This is a genomic window from Micromonospora vinacea (genome assembly GCF_015751785.1).
In the GTDB taxonomy this organism is placed as follows: domain Bacteria; phylum Actinomycetota; class Actinomycetes; order Mycobacteriales; family Micromonosporaceae; genus Micromonospora; species Micromonospora vinacea.
Window position 1 is genome coordinate 5,571,852 of the sequence record NZ_JADOTY010000001.1, and the last position, 15,196, is coordinate 5,587,047.

The following is a 15,196-nucleotide window of genomic DNA, read 5'->3' on the forward strand; positions in this document are numbered from 1 at the left end:
CTCCTCCATCGTGGTCGGCGGCATCCCCCGTGCCGTCGTCGACGCGGCCCAGCCTCTCAGCCGACACCCGCCCGTCGGATCAGTAAAACGACGTATCCCGGCGCGCACACGCGCCGGGATACGTACGCAGTGGTGGGTCAGGGCCGTTGGTTGCGCAACTGGATCGCGCTGGCCTGCACGCGGGTGCGGACCTGGAGCTTGTCGAAGATGTGCGACACGTGCACGCCGATGGTCCGCTCGCTGATGAACAGCCGCTGCCCGATCTCCTTGTTGGTCAACCCCTCGGCGACCAGGGCGAGCACTTCCCGCTCCCGGGCGGTGAGCGCCGCCAACTCGTCGTCGGACGCGTCGACCGGGACGCCGCGCGTGCCGGTGGTGGTGTCGCGCTCGTCCAGCGACACCCGCGCCCGCCCGGCCAGCTCGCGGATCTCCGAGGTCAACGGCACCGCGCCCAACCCCTGCGCCACCCGGTACGCCTCCCGCAGGAGCTTGCCGGCGGTGGCCACCCGGCTGCGCCGAGCCAGCAGCGCCTCGGCCTGCCGTAGCCGCGAGTAGGCGGCCGGATAGGGGTGATTGCGCCGATCCCACTCGGCGGCCGACGCGGCCCACAGCTCCGGGTCGCTGCCGTCGAGGCGGCTCACCTCGGCGGCGCACAGCGCCAGGAAGCCCTCCACCACCGAGCGCACCGGCCGGGCCGCCCCGGCGCTCTTGCGGGCCACCCTCTCGGCCACGTCCCGCAGCCGGCGCACCGCCGTCGGGTCCACCTCCACGGTGCGGCTGGCGTGCGCCTCCGCCTCGGCACGCAGGCCGTGCCAGACCAGCGCGGAAAGAATCATCACGTCGTCGGAACGGCTCTCGGTGAGGCCGCGCTGCACCGCCTGGCGGGCCACGTCGTGCCGACCCTCCCACATGGCCAGCCCGGAGCGCAGGGTGAGCAGCGGAATGACGTGCCGCGCCCCGCCGCCGGCGAGCAGGGTCGCCACCGCGTCGAGATCCCGACCGGCGGCCTCGATGTCGCCGTAGCCCACCGACAGCCGGCACCGGGCCAGCAGCAACTCCACGGCGTCCGCACCGGACGGTCGGTGCCGCAGGGCCGCAGCCACCACCTTCTCCGCCTCGGCCCACTGGCCCACCCGGAACAGCCCGTTGATGGCGATGGCCAGCAGCCGGGTGCCCCAGGTGCGGCCCAACCCCAGCTCGGCCACCCGTTCGGCGCCCCGCCGGGCCACCACCACGCCCTCTTCGAGAACGTTGAGCGGCCCGGTCAGCAGCTCCGCCAGGTGCAGGTACGCGCAGGCCACGTCCTCGGGCTGACCGGCACGCTCGGCGGTGTCGAGGGCGTCGCGCATGACCGCCAGACCGGCGTCCGGGTCTTCCAGACAGGCCTCGCTGAAGCCCAGCGCCGAACTGGCCAGCACCACCTCGGTGGCCGAACCCTCCACGTTCTCGGCCAACGCCAGCGCCTCACGGGCCCGCTCGCCGGCGTCGGCGTACCGGCCCAGATGCAGCAGCAGTTCGGCGAGGCGTGCGGCGGCGCTCGCCCGGTCCCGAGGGGAGCAGTCCTCCGCCTTCAGCGCCCGCTGGTATTCCTCCTCGGCCAGCGCGGAGCGACCGGCGGCGGCCAGGTAGCGGGCCCGGCGGATGTGCAGCGCGCAGCTCGGCTCGCCACCCCGCAGCGTGGCCAACTCCTCCAGCAGGGCCAACGCGCGGGCGTGCTCCCCACAGTGGTGGGCCGCCTCGGCGGCGTTCTCGAGCAACTCGACCCGGTCCACCGTCAGCGGGCCCGGCTCGGCGGCCAACTGCAACGCCGCCGACCAGTGCCGATGCGCCTCGGCGTAACCGTGCAGCCGCTCGGCCTCCTGGGCGGCGGCCACCGCCGCCGGCAGGGCTCGCGCCGGCTCGCCCGCCAGCCGCCAGTGGTGCGCCAGTCGGGCCTGGTGCAGCTCACCCGGGGCCGTGGTCAGCGCCTCGGCGTAGCGGCGGTGCAGCCCGGAGCGCTCGGCCGGCAGCAACTCGTGCGCCAGCACCTCGGCCACGAGGCGGTGCCGCAGCCGGTAGCCCTCGTCGGCGCCGACCAGCAGACGGTGCGCCACCGCGGCCCGGGCCGCGGCGATCAGCTCGTCCTCCGGCATCCGCAGCACCTCGGCCAGCAGCCAGTGCTGCACCGGCTCGACACCGGCGGCCACCGCGTGCACCACGGCGTGCGCGTGCTGCGGCAACGCGTCGACCCGGTCGAGGAAGATCTCCCGCAGCGTCTCGGACAGGCCGTCGCGGCCGTCGCGCAGATCCCGCGCCAGCTCCTCGATGACGAACGGGTTGCCACCGCTGCGCTGCCACACCTGCTCGGCCGCGTCGGCGGCCAGCGTCCGGCCGACCACCGCTGCGGCGAGCGTCTCGGTGTCGGCCCGGCCCAGCGGCGCCAGGTCGAGCACCCGCACCGTGCGGAGTCGACGCAGCTCGGTGAGCACCCGGCGCAACGGATGCGCGCCCTGCAACGACTCGGCACGCACCGCCGCCAGCACCGACAGCTGAAGATCGCCCAGGCCGGCAAGCAGGTAGAGCAGGAGTTGCCGGGTGCTGCGGTCGACCCACTGGAGGTCGTCCAGGATCAGCACCAGCGGGCGACCCTCGGCGATCAGGTGCAGGCCACGGGAGACCCGCTCCAGCAGCGCGCCCGCGCCGTCCGGACCGGCGGTCTCGTCGGCGAACATCTGCAACAGCCCCCGCACCGCCGAGGAGGTGCGGGCGGGCGACGTGGACACCTCGGTGTCGAACCGGCGCAGCGCCTGCAACAGCGGGTGCAGCGGGGAGGCGTCGCCGATGTCGAGGCAGCTGCCGGTGAGCACGACGGCGCCCCGCTCCCGCAGGCGGTTGCCGATCTCACCCAACAGCCGGGTCTTTCCCACGCCGCTCTCACCGGTCAGGAAGACCGCTGCGGTCTGCCCGTGCGCGGCGTCACCGAGCAACGCGGACCGAACCGTCTGCACCAGCTCGGCCCGGCCCACGAGCGGTGCGGTGTCCACATCGCTGGCCATGCCACGCAGCCTAATCACAGGGCCCCGCACCGTTCTACGGCCGCCTACCGCTTGTGGTACTCCTCGCGTCGACTTTGCGACTAAAGGTTGCAGGTGGCCGACATACGTCGTTCTGCAGATCCCCCGTCGGCCGAGGAATGCCAATCTCCGGAGGTGATCAGGCAACAGCGGGGAGAAAGGCCGGTGCGATACCCATGACCACCAGCATCATCGTCGACACGCAACGGATCGTCACCCCGCTCTGGCCGGTACCTCAGGAGAGGCGCGTCGTCACTGTCCTCTTCGCGGACATCGTCGGCTCCACGGCCCTGGTGGACCGGCTCGACCCGGAGGACGTCCGAGCGTTGCAGCGGGCCTACTTCGACACCGTCGCCGGCGTGCTGCACCGCTGGCAGGGGGTGGTGGAGAAGTACGTCGGCGACGCCGTGATGGCGCTCTTCGGCGCTCGGCACTCCGACGGCTTCGACGCGTACCGGGCGGTGCGCGCCGGCCTCGAGATCCAGGCCGCGCTGGACCGGCGGCCCATGGTCGACGGCATCAGTCTGCGCGTCCGGGTCGGTGTCGCCACCGGCGAGGTCGTCGTCGACCTGGGCGACGTCGTCACCGGCGGGCACGGCGTGGCCAGCGGCGCCGTGATCACCACCGCGGCCCGACTGCAGGAGTACGCCGCGCCCGGCGCCGTCGCGCTCTGCGCGGCCACCGCCCGTGCCACCGCCGGCCTGATCACCCAGCGTCAGCTGACGCCGGTGCCGGTCGCCGGCCGGGTGCCGCCGGTGCCGGTCTGGCACGCCGTCGGCCCGGTACGCCCCGGTGCCGACCGGCACGACGGCCCGTTGATCGGTCGACGCCGCGAACTGGCCACCATCCGCGACCAGCTGGGCGCTGCCATCCGGGACCGGACGCCACGTTGGATCTCCCTGGTCGGCCCCACCGGCAGTGGTCGCAGCCGGCTGCTGCACGAGTTGACCCGTGGGTTGACCACGGTGGACGGATTGCCGGTCCGCTGGTGCGTGGCGACCTGCCAACCGTACCCCGATCAGGTCTTGGCGCCGGTCGCGCACCTGCTCCGCGGCCTCGCCGGGATCCGGCACAGCGACGGCCCGGCGGCGGTCCACGACCGCCTCGTCGCCGCCCTGACGCCGCTGTTCCCGCCGACCAGGGTGGCCACCGCGGTCCCGGCGCTGCAGCGGATGTTGACCACCCCGGACGGTTCGGCCGCCGCCCTCGCCGGCGCGGCGATCTGCCGGGAGGTCCTGCTGCGGGTGGCCGCCCACCGGCCGCTGATCGTGGCCGTCGACGACCTGGACCGGGCCGCGCCGGCGGTGAGCCGGTTCCTGCACGCGCTGTTCGGCGCGGCGACGGAGCGCGGGCTCCCGTTGGCCCTGCTCACCGTGCACCAGCCGCAGTGGACCGACACGCGGCCCGGTCCGGCCCGCCAGATGACGATCGGACCGCTGGCCACTGTGCAGTCCGGACGACTGCTGCGCCACCTGCTCACCCGGGCCGGGCAGCCGGTGGCCCTGGTCGACCGGCTGCTGCCGCTGGTGGGGGGCCGCCCCGGGCACGCGACGGCGTACGTCACCTCGCTGGTGGACGGTGCCGACCCGGCGGCGCTCCCGCTGCCCGAGGCGGTACGCCGGGCCGTCGGCGCGGAGCTGGACCACCTCGACGGTGAGCGGCGGGCGGTGCTGATGGCCGCCGGCACCCTCGGTGGTCTGATCTCCGGCGCGGCCGTGGACCGGGCACTCGGCTGGACGCCCGGCCGGTCCGCACCCGCACTCCGCCGGCTGGTCGCCGCCGGGCTGCTGCTCCCCCACCACGTCGACGGGTACGCGTTCGCCGCGCCCGCGCTGCGCCAGGTCGCCGTCGAACGGTTGCCCCGCGCCCTGCGGACCGTCTTTCAACGCCGGGCCGCCAGCGTCCCGCACCTCGACACCGTGCACCGGGACACCAACCCGCCCGCTGGTGCGGTCAACGGCTCGGCGGCGAGGAGTGCGGAGATCGTGCGCCTCGACACCGTCGGTGCTCGGACCGGCCGCCTCGACGCCGTCTTCGCGGCGCTGGCCTCGGCGGGGCCGGGCCGTGCCACCGGCACGACAGCGGCGAGACCAGGTAATCCCACCCCGACGATGGCGGCCCCTCCCGCCGCGTCGAGCCCCGGCGCGAACCGTACGGCGGGCCCACGCCGGCTCCGCGCCGTCGCCTCGGCGGGCGACGTACCGCCGACGCCGGCCACAGCGGTGTCCCGACCTCCGCGCGGTGCGGGCGTGGGCCCACTCCGGGACATCGGACGGGCCGCAGCGCCGATCCGCCCCACGCCGCCGAGTTCGGCTGGGCACTGGACACTCGCCGACGCCGGCACTCCGCCGGGCGTGGTGCGGGCATCACCCCGCCCACCGTTGATCCGCCTGGACGGCCTGCCCGCGTCTGCCTGACTGTGGGCATCGGGGCAGGTCAGGACGGTCGCCCACCGAACTGCCAGTTGTGCACCTCGACATCGGCGTACCGGTCCACCGTCAGGATGGCGCGCGCCGCGTCCGGGTGCGGCGCCCGGAGCAGGGCGGCGGTGCCGAGCCAGGTGACGCCGTCGTCGGCCAGCAGGGGCCCGTACGCGATCAGCTCGTCCGGGTCGGGTGGCACGGCCAGGTCGACGGCCTGCCCGGCGCCGAGGCCGAGCACCAGATAACGGTTGCCGCCGGTCCGGCCGCCGGGGAAGTCCCACATGGTGCGGCCCAGCGTGTTGCGCCACCGGCGCAGCAGCACGTCCCGGTACACGCCGGCCTGGTAGTTCGGCTCCTCGAAGGCGAACGCCCGCGCGGCGGCCGCGTCGGGCACGTCGACGATGTGCACACTGCCGGTGGGCGTGTCGCCGACGATTGTCGGGCCACGGGCGATCATCCCCGCCGCGTACCGGTCCATGTACGACCAGTGCTCGGGTAACAGCTCGTCGCGCAATGCCGCCGAGCCGGGCCGGTCACTGTGGTAACAGAGAAACTCCACGCCGCATTCTCGCCGGGTGCCCCTCGTCGACGGCGGGCCGGGTGCCGCCCTGGCCGCTACGGCACGGACGCCGAGGCCAGCAGCGCCACGAGGCGGACCTCGCCGACGGACGGTGTCCCGTGGGAACGGATGAGCCGCCCACCAGCGTGACTAGGATTGGTCCGTCATGCTGCTACGGGTGCTCGGGCCGCTTGAGGTCGAGGTCGACACAGGCGGGCCGGTCGACCTCGGCGGCCCCCGCCAACGCGCCGTGCTCGCGCTGCTGCTCGCGGCCCGCGGCGAGGTCGTGTCCGTCGGTCAGCTGATCGAGGATCTGTGGCGGGGTGACGCGCCGCCCCGGGCGATCGCCTCCCTCCAGGCGTACGTCTCGCATCTGCGCCGCCTCCTGGAGCCGGCCCGCGAGCCCCGCGCACCAGCGCGGATCCTGATCACCGCGCCACCGGGCTACGCGCTGCGGCTGCCCGCCGACGCCGTCGACGCCGGCCGGTTCGAGGCGCTGCTCGCCGAGGCGCGTGCGGTCGGGCCGGCCGACCCGGCTCGGGCACGTCAGCTGTTGAGCGACGGGCTCGGGCTGTGGCGCGGTGGGGCGTACGCCGAATTCGCCGGTGAGCCGTGGGCGCAGTCGGAGGTGCTGCGCCTGGAGGAGCTGCGGCTCGGCGCCCGGGAGCTGCTGCTCGACGTGACGGTGCGCTGCGGCGACGCGGCCGAGGTGGTGCCGGAGGCGGAGCTGTTGACCCGGCAGGCGCCGCTGCGGGAGGAGAGCTGGCGGCTGCTGGCGCTGGCGTTGTGGCGTACCGGTCGGCAGGGCGACGCGCTCGCCGCACTGCGCCGGGCCCGGGCGACCCTGGCCGACCAGCTCGGACTGGACCCGGGCCCGGCGCTGGTCGAGGTGGAGTCCGCCATCCTGGGCCAGCGACTCGACCTGCTGCCGCCAGTGGCGGCGACAGCGGTACGCGTCGAACGGCAGATGTCGGAGGAGGTCTTCGTCGGCCGGGAGGTCGAGTTGGAGGCGCTCCGGCAGGCAGCCGCCGACGCGGTGGCGAGCGGGCCGCGCGTCGCGCTGCTCGGCGGTGAGGCCGGGGCCGGCAAGACGAGCCTGCTCGCCCGGTTCCGGGAGGGGCTCACCGCCCACGGCTGGCTGGTCGCCGTGGGCCGCTGCCCCGAGGTCGAGGGCGCCCCGCCGGCCTGGGCCTGGGTCGAGGCGCTGCGGCAACTCGCCGAGCAGGCACCGCCGGGCGACCTCGCACCCGCGCTAGCCCCGCTGCTCGGAGGCGGCGACGGCGAGCCCGGCGGCGACGTCACCGCCGGGCGCTTCCGGCTGCACCGCGCCGTCGGCGCCTGGTTGGACGCCGCCGCGGCCCGCAGGCCGGTCGCCGTGATCCTCGACGACCTGCACGCCGCCGACGCCGAGACGTTGCTGCTGTTGCAGAGCGTCACCGAGATGACCACCGGCACCGTCCTGTTCGTCGCGGCGCTGCGGCCCGCCGACAACGCCGAGCGGCTCGCCGACACGATGGCCGTCCTGGCCCGCCGGTCACCGCAGCGGATCCCGTTGGGCGGTCTGAGCGCGTCCGAGGTCGAACGACTGCTCGGCGCGCTGGCCCGGACCACCGTCGACCCGGACACCGTCGCCGCGTTGGCCGAGCGGACCGGGGGCAACCCGTTCTACGTCCGGGAGTCGGCGCGGCTGCTCGCGGCCGAGGGCACGCTGGTCGCCACCTCCGACGTGCCCGAGGGCGTACGCGACGTGCTGCGCCGACGACTCTCCCGCCTCCCGTTGACGGCCGTCTCGGTGCTGCGTCTCGCCTCGGCCGTCGGTCGGGAGGCGGAGGTGCGGACGCTCGTCGACGCCGCCGGCACCGACGAGGGCACGGTCCTGCGAGCGCTGGAAGCCGGGCTGACCGCCGGGCTGCTCACCGAACCGGCGCCCGGGCGGGTGCGGTTCGTGCACGGCCTGGTCTGCGACACCATCTACACCGACCTGCCGCAGCTGCGCCGCACTCGCCTGCACGCCCGGATCGCCGCCGCCACCCGCCGGCTGCGGCCCGACGACTACCCGGCCCTGGCCCACCAGTACGCCCGCGCCGCGTCGGCCGACACCGCGCCGCTCGCCGTCGACTACGCCATCCGGGCCGCCGAGCTGGCCGAGCGGCGGTACGCGTACGACGCCGCTATCGAGCTGCTCGGCAACGCCGTCGAGGCCGCCGCCACTGTCGCCGGGGACCGCGACGCGCTGCGGGTCGATCTGCTCGGACGGTTGCTGCGCGCCCAGGCGCGGGCCGGCGCGGTGGCCGCCGCCCGGCAGACCCGGGCGCGGGCGATCGACGTCGCCGCGGCGTCCGGCCGCGACGAGCTGCTGGTCGCGGCGTTCACCGCGTGGACCGTCCCCACCCCGTGGCTGACCCACGAGTACGGCGTGGTGGACCACCGCGTGGTCGAGTTGCTCACCCGGCTGCTGCGCGCCGACGACCTGGACCCGGTCGCCCGCTGTCGGCTGCTGGAGGCGCTGGCCACGGAGTTGGACGGCGAGTCCGATCCGCGAGGCGTGGCGGCCGGACGGGAGGCGCTGGCCCTCTCACGACGGCTGGGCGACCCCGAGCTGCGCGCCCTCGGGCTGGCCGCACGGTTGCGCACCATGAGCTACGAGCGGGAGGCGCCGGAGCGCCGGACCTTCGCCCTGGAGCTGCGCGACCTCGCCGACGAGCACGGGCTGGTGACCTACCGTTCGGTCGCCGAGCAGGCGCTGGGCCACTGCGCTGCCGCGCTCAACGAGCCGGACGAACTGCGCCTCAGCGTCGCCCGGCAGGGGTGGCTGGCCGAGACGTACCAGCTGAACGAGGCGCAGACGATCAACCTGTGCTCGCTGGGCGCCCTCGCACACGTCGCCGGCGACTTCGCCGCCGCGCGGCGGCACTACGACCAGGTAGCCGTGCAGATGCGGCGGCAGGGCTCCCTGCACGCCGAGGCCTTCCACTACTTCTCCATCGGCACCCTGCTGATCAGCCAGGGGCGGTTCGGCGAGCACCTGGAGGCGACCCTGCGGATCCGGGGGTCGTTGGGCCCGATCGTCGACGACCTGCTGGCGCTGGCACTGATCGGAAGCGGACACCTGGACGAGGCGCGGGCCATGCCGATCGGGCGGCACACCTACCGCCCGGACTACTTCGAGTCGGCGCTGCTCACCGTACGCGGGATGGTCGTCGTGGCGCTGGGTCGACGGGACCTGGCCCAGCCGGTGATCGACGCGCTGCTCCCGGTACATGACCAGTTGGCCGGTTTCTCCACCACCGCGGCCGTGGTGCGGCCGGTCGCGTTGACGCTCGGGGAGCTGTTCCGGCTGGTGGGCCGCGCCGAGGAGGCGACCCGGCACTTCACCCTCGCCGCCCGGGTGGCCCGCCGGTGGGAGTCGCCGCACTGGCTGGCCGAGGCGACGGCGGCCCTGGCCGACTGACCGTCACGGTTGGTGGATTCCAAGTCGGTTCCAAGCGACACCGAGCATGATCAACACATCTGTGCCAGTTGATCCCTCGGAAAGGTCACCGTGAACCAGAACCACCGCGAAGCCATGGCCGACGTGCGCGACATGTACATGGCGCACTCGGCGCTCCGTCGCGAGTTCAGCCTGCTGCCGCAGCTCGTCCGCGACGTCACACCGGGCGACGCCACGCGCGCGGAGGTCGTCGGCGCCCACGCCGAGATGCTCTGCCACATCCTGCACATGCACCACGAGGGCGAGGATCTCCTGCTGTGGCCCCGGCTGTTGGAGCGCGGCGGCGCGGAGGCCGCGGCGATCGTCCCCACCATGGAGGCCCAGCACCACGCCATCGAGGACGCCCACGCGGCGGTGGTCGCCCTCCTCCCCCAGTGGCGGCGCACCGGACGCGGCGGTGAGCAGCTAGCGGACGCCCTGGAGCAGCTACGTGCCGCGCTGATCGAGCACATGGCCCTGGAGGAGAACGAGATCCTGCCGCTGGCGGAACGGCACGTCACCGCCCGGGAGTGGATGCAGCTCGGCGAGCACGGCATGAGCAAGTCGCCGAAGAAGCAGTTGCCGCTGGCCTTCGGTCTGGCCATGTACGAGGGCGACCCGGAGGTGGTCAAGGCGGTGCTGGCGCACGCTCCGCTGCCGGCCCGGCTGCTCATGCCGATCATCGCACCCCGGCTGTTCGCCAGGCACGCGAAGCGGGTGCACGGCACCGCCACGCCCCCGCGCATCGGCGCCAGCGTCCGCTGAGCGAGGTCCGCAACCCGCCCGACCCAGCCGAGTCGACGACTCGCCCGACCCGGCTGGGCCGCCGGGAGTGCTAGCCCATTTGGCTGCCTCTGGATACCGATGCCGGGGGCGCCAACCGCGCCACGGGCGGGAGCGGCGAGACATCCGGGGAGGCTTGGAAGGCCGCGATGGCGAGCGCGGCGAAGCGCCGTGAGGCGCTGACCTGAGCAGTCGGCGAGGTCACGCGGATACCGCTGTTGGCCATGAGCACGAGGATGACGTCGTCCAGGACGAAGTCGGGGCGAAGCCGACCCGCTTCCTTGGCGCGGCGGGCCAGTTCGTCGATCGCTCTGAGCGCGTATTCACGGCGCGCCTCGAAATCAACTGCATGGGGAAAGGTCGACATGAGAGCTGCGGTAAAGCCTCGGTCGCGTGCGTGCAGTTCACACATTTTCTCGATCACGAGACAGAAACCGTGCCATGGATCCGGATCGGCAAGGCCCTCGTCGACAACGCCGCGACACGCGTACATCTGTTCTGCGAATGCCTCGGTGACCAGCGTCTCCTTGCTCGGGAACCGGCGGTACAGGGTGGCGGGTGCAACCCCGGCGCGCCGGGCAACCTCCCGCATCGGCACGTCCAGGCCGTCAACGGCGAAGACAGCGCGGGCGGCCTCGAGGATGCGCTCGCGGTTGTCCAGGGCGTCGGAGCGAAGAGCGTGAGGCAAACGATCGGTCACCACTCTCACTTTAGCGAGGCGGACAGCGGCGTGCGTTAGCGTCCGGATGCATGAGGGCTTTGCAATTTTCGAAGTACGGTCCCGCGAGTGTCCTTGAGGTATCGGAGGCACCGGAACCCCACGCCGGACCCGGCCAGATACGGGTGGCGGTTCGGGCGTCGGGTGTCAATCCGGCCGACACGTACGTTCGCGCCGGTCGATTCCAGGAGTGGATTCCGCTCCGCCTGCCGCACGTGCCCGGTGTCGACGCTGCCGGCGTGGTGGATGAGATCGGTGACGGGGTGACCACGGCTCGGGTAGGCGATGAGGTTTTCGGGATCACGGACTACGCCCAGATGGGCGGAGCGAACGCCGAATACGCCGTCCTGGCCGCGTGGGCACGGAAGCCGGCCACCCTGACCTGGGAGCAGGCCGGGGGCGCGGCGGGCAACATCGAGACGGCCACCCGAGTGCTCGACCGGTTGGGCGTCAAGGACGGCACCACGCTGTTGATCGAGGGCGCGGCCGGCGGGGTCGGTACGACCGCGATCCAGCTCGCTGTCGCTCGCGGGGCGGCCGTCATCGGCACGGCCAGCGACCGCAACCATGAGTTCGTCGCCTCGCTCGGGGCGATCCCGACCACCTACGGCCCCAGGCTGGCCGAGCGTGTCCACACACTGGTGCCCGGCGGGGTGGATGTCGTACTCGACTGTGCCGGCTCTGGCTCCATGCCAGACCTGGTCGGCCTGGTCGCGAGCCCGGACAGGGTGGTGAGCATCGCCGACATCAACGCCGCGGCCTACGGCGTGCACCTGTCGCGCGGCTCTGGCCCCGGCGCGGACACACCGGCTCTCGAAGGAATCGCCGCCGCCAGCGAACTCGCCGAGCGGAGTCGTTTCACAGTGCCGGTCGCGGCCGTGTTCTCTCTGGAAGAGGCGGCCGCCGCCCACGAGTTGAGTGAGTCCCGCCATGCGCGAGGCAAGATCGTGCTGAAGCCGTAGGTGCCCCACCCAACATCTGTCCACCTGACCCGAGCACGCGCGGCCGACCATCCGGCGTGGTGGGCGAGCGCCACGCAGGCGCGGTCCGTGGGACGGGTGCTCAGCGGGCGGCCAGGAAGGCCAGCACGCGTGGCCAGGCCGCCGCGGTGGCGTCCGGGGAGTACTCGGCCAGTTCCGGGTCGCTGAACAGGTGACCCACACCGGGATAGCGGAAGACCGTCAGGTCGGCACCGGCGTCGGTCAGCGCCTGCTGCCACTCGTCGACCTCGTCCGGCGCGTCGTACGGGTCGGGGTCGGCGAGGTGCAGCTGCACCGGCAACCCGGATCGGACCGCGTCCGGGGCGCCACTGGTGCCGTGCAGCAGGAGCAGACCGGCGGCGTCGGGGCGTTCTGCCAGCAGCGCCCCGGCCACACCGGCGCCCATCGAGAAGCCGGCGAGCACCGTCTCCGGTGGCAGGTCACGCAGCGCGTCGCGGGCCCGGTCCAGCACCACCTCCTGGCCGATCTTGTCGAGGAGCGCGAAGCCCTCCTCGACGGTGTCGGTGGCCGGGACGCCGTACAGGTCGGGCGTGCTGACCTGGTGCCCGGCGGCGCGCAACCGGTCGGCGGCGGCGCGCACGGCGGGCCGCAGCCCGTACACGGAGTGGAACAACACGACGTGTCGCATCCGGTCATCCTGCCGCAGCCGACAACGCATCCAGGGTGGCCACGCGGGGTCGGCGTCAGACCAGTGCCTCCAGCCGCCCGACCAGCTCGGTCGGTGCCGGCATCCCGGCGATCTCGCGGCTGACCTGCCCGGCAGCGGTACGGAGGCGCTCGTCGGTGATCAGCTGGGTCAGCGCCCGCGCGGTGATGTCCCGGGGTCGCAGCGCCAGACCGGCGCCCCGGCGGGCCACCAGCTCGGCGTTGTGCCGCCGGTCCCCCGGCCCCGTGGTGGCCAGTTGGGGCAGGCCGGCGGCGAGGGCACCGAGGGCACTGCCCGCCCCGCCGTGGTGCACCAGCGCCGCGCTCGCCGGCAACGCCTCGTCGAGCGGGATCCAGTCGACCACCCGCACGTTGCCGGGCAACGAACGGACCGACCGCTCGTCGGGGCGGACCAGCACGATCTCCGCGTCCACCTCGGCGGCGGCGGCGACCACTGCGGGCATCGGCCCCCGGTCGCCGGGGCCGGTCAGGGTGCTGCGGGTGACCAGGATCCGGGGACGCTCACCCGGCTCGCGCAGCCACGCAGGCAGCTCACCGCCGCCCACGTAGGACGTGTAGCGCATCGGCCAACCGCCCTGCGTGGCTACGCTGGGCGGGGCCACGGCGAGGGCGGCGGCCGGCGGCGGCAGCTCGGTGAGGCCGTGCCGGCGCAGTGCGGCGCCGAGGCGGGCGACGGTGGCGCGGACCAGGTCCCGGCCGTCGAAGAGGGCGTTCTCCTGGCGTACGGCCGGCACGTCGCGCCGCGCGGCGGCCACCGCACCGGCGACCGCGAACGGCTCGTGAAGCACCAGATCCGGTCGCCATCGATCCGCCAGCGCGACCACCGGGTCGGTGAGCTGGTCGTTGAGCGCGCCGAACAGCAGGCCGGCGCCCCGGGTGCCGGCGGTGCCGGCCATTTCCGCCCGTGCGATCAGCGGATGGCGGGTTAAGACCCTCCGCGCGATCCGGCCGAAGTCGAAGCCTGGCGCGATGTCGTGCACCGGCAGACCGGCGTCGGCGGCGGCCAGTCCCCCACCGCCGGTGGCGACCAGCACGTCGTGGCCGGCGTCACGCAACGCGACAGCGAGTGGGACCAGCGGGAAGACGTGCCCGACGAGCGGAGCGGAGACCACCAGCACGCGCATGGGCACGATCCTATGTCGACGACGGCATCGAGGTGGGCCGCTGGTCGACGATGCGGCGCATCTTGCCCATCGACCGTTCCACAGTGTCCGGGGCGAGGACGTCCACCGCCACGCTGACGCCGATGGTGTTCTTCACCAGCTGAACCAGCGTGGCGCCGGCCCGCTCGGCGGCGTCCACGTCGACGCCGGCCCGTCGCTCCACCCGCACCGTCAGGGTGTCCAGCCGACCGCGCCGACCGAGGACGCACTGGAAGTGCGGTGACAGCTGCGGGGTGCGCAGGATCAGCTCCTCGATCTGGGTGGGGAAGATGTTCACCCCGCGCAGGATCATCATGTCGTCGGTGCGGCCGGTGATCTTCTCGATCCGGCGCATCGGCCGGGCGGTGCCGGGCAGCAGCCGGGTCAGATCCCGGGTGCGGTAGCGCACGACCGGCATCGCCTCCTTGGTCAGGGAGGTCAGCACCAGCTCACCTCGCTCGCCGTCGGGCAGCACCGCCCCGGTGACCGGGTCGATGATCTCCGGGTAGAAGTGGTCCTCCCAGAGGTGCAGCCCGTCCTTGGTCTCGACGCACTCGGTCGCCACGCCAGGACCCATCACCTCGGAGAGCCCGTAGATGTCGACGGCGTGGATGTCCAACTGCTGCTCGATCTCGCGGCGCATGTCCTCGGTCCACGGCTCGGCCCCGAAGATGCCGACCCGCAGTGAGGTGGCGCGCGGGTCGATGCCCTGGCGGCGCATCTCGTCGACGATGGCCAACAGGTAGCTGGGCGTGACCATGATGACCTCGGGCTCGAAGTCGCGGATCAGCATGACCTGACGCTCGGTCATCCCCCCGGAGACCGGGATGACAGTGCAGCCCAGCTCCTCGGCCCCGTAGTGCGCGCCCAGACCACCGGTGAAGAGCCCATAGCCGTACGCGACGTGCACCCGGTCGCCGGGACGGCCGCCGGAGGCGCGGATCGAGCGGGCCATCAGACGCGCCCAGGTGCGCAGGTCGTCGCGGGTGTAGCCGACCACCGTCGGCCGGCCGGTGGTGCCGGAGGAGGCGTGCAGGCGGGCGACCCGCTCCCGGGGTACGGCGAACATGCCGAACGGGTAGTTCTCCCGCAGCTCCGCCTTCCCGGTGAACGGGAAGCGCGCCAGGTCGTCGAGGTCCCGGCAGTCGTCGGGGTGCACCCCGACCGCGTCGAACGCCCGTCGGTAGTGCGGCACGTTGTCGTACGCGTGCCGCAACGACCAGCGCAGTCTCTCGCGTTGCAGGGCGCGCAGCTCGTCGATGCCGGCCCGCTCGATCGGCTCCAGCTCCTCGGGACGAGGGGTGCGGTCCTGCATCGGCTGCCTCCTTGGCGCGGCGGTCCCGGTGGGGCTGCGGGTACCGTACGCCCGCCCTCGCCGGGGC

The 15,196-nt window shown here is 73.7% G+C and carries 10 protein-coding genes; 4 read left to right on the forward strand and 6 right to left on the reverse strand.

The genetic code is table 11. The annotated features are described in order from the left end of the window. Window positions 1–137: 137 nt before the first annotated feature. Entirely contained in the window at window positions 138–3,035 is a 2,898-nt protein-coding gene (locus tag IW249_RS26315; RefSeq protein ID WP_196923205.1) for a helix-turn-helix transcriptional regulator, read from the reverse strand. A 194-nt stretch (window positions 3,036–3,229) separates the two neighbouring features. Here IW249_RS26315 and IW249_RS26320 point away from each other — a divergent pair, with 194 nt between their 5' ends. Continuing rightward, window positions 3,230–5,470 carry an adenylate/guanylate cyclase domain-containing protein gene (locus IW249_RS26320; RefSeq protein WP_196923206.1) on the forward strand — a complete coding sequence of 747 codons (2,241 nt, stop codon included), beginning with the start codon at window positions 3,230–3,232 and terminating at the stop codon, window positions 5,468–5,470. 19 nt (window positions 5,471–5,489) lie between these two features. On the opposite strand, the gene IW249_RS26325 is transcribed toward IW249_RS26320, so the two are convergent. Beyond that, a complete protein-coding gene (locus tag IW249_RS26325) occupies window positions 5,490–6,035 on the reverse strand; it encodes a YciI family protein (RefSeq protein WP_196923207.1) in 546 nt (181 codons plus the stop codon). A gap of 166 nt (window positions 6,036–6,201) precedes the next feature. On the opposite strand from IW249_RS26325, the gene IW249_RS26330 reads away from it, so the two are divergent. Next, window positions 6,202–9,486: an ATP-binding protein gene (locus IW249_RS26330; protein WP_196923208.1), complete on the forward strand. Its 3,285-nt coding sequence runs from the start codon at window positions 6,202–6,204 to the stop codon at window positions 9,484–9,486. A gap of 114 nt (window positions 9,487–9,600) precedes the next feature. Further along, window positions 9,601–10,269, forward strand: coding sequence for a hemerythrin domain-containing protein (locus IW249_RS26335; protein ID WP_231392658.1), 669 nt, complete (start codon window positions 9,601–9,603; stop codon window positions 10,267–10,269). 70 nt (window positions 10,270–10,339) lie between these two features. Here IW249_RS26335 and IW249_RS26340 read toward each other — a convergent pair whose 3' ends face one another. Beyond that, window positions 10,340–10,987: a TetR/AcrR family transcriptional regulator gene (locus IW249_RS26340; RefSeq protein ID WP_196923210.1), complete on the reverse strand. Its 648-nt coding sequence runs from the start codon at window positions 10,985–10,987 to the stop codon at window positions 10,340–10,342. Window positions 10,988–11,037: 50 nt separating this feature from the next. Here IW249_RS26340 and IW249_RS26345 point away from each other — a divergent pair, with 50 nt between their 5' ends. Beyond that, window positions 11,038–11,967: an NADP-dependent oxidoreductase gene (locus IW249_RS26345; protein WP_196923211.1), complete on the forward strand. Its 930-nt coding sequence runs from the start codon at window positions 11,038–11,040 to the stop codon at window positions 11,965–11,967. Window positions 11,968–12,067: 100 nt separating this feature from the next. On the opposite strand, the gene IW249_RS26350 is transcribed toward IW249_RS26345, so the two are convergent. Genes IW249_RS26350 through paaK form a run of 3 tightly spaced genes read right to left on the reverse strand, consistent with a single transcriptional unit; the run spans window position 12,068 to window position 15,129 of the window. Further along, window positions 12,068–12,634 carry a dienelactone hydrolase family protein gene (locus IW249_RS26350; protein WP_196923212.1) on the reverse strand — a complete coding sequence of 189 codons (567 nt, stop codon included), beginning with the start codon at window positions 12,632–12,634 and terminating at the stop codon, window positions 12,068–12,070. 55 nt (window positions 12,635–12,689) lie between these two features. Next, window positions 12,690–13,796: a nucleotide disphospho-sugar-binding domain-containing protein gene (locus tag IW249_RS26355; protein WP_196923213.1), complete on the reverse strand. Its 1,107-nt coding sequence runs from the start codon at window positions 13,794–13,796 to the stop codon at window positions 12,690–12,692. Between the two features lie 10 nt (window positions 13,797–13,806). Next, on the reverse strand, window positions 13,807–15,129 hold the full coding sequence (gene paaK, locus IW249_RS26360) for a phenylacetate--CoA ligase PaaK (protein WP_196923214.1): 1,323 nt from the start codon (window positions 15,127–15,129) through the stop codon (window positions 13,807–13,809). Window positions 15,130–15,196: the final 67 nt, after the last annotated feature.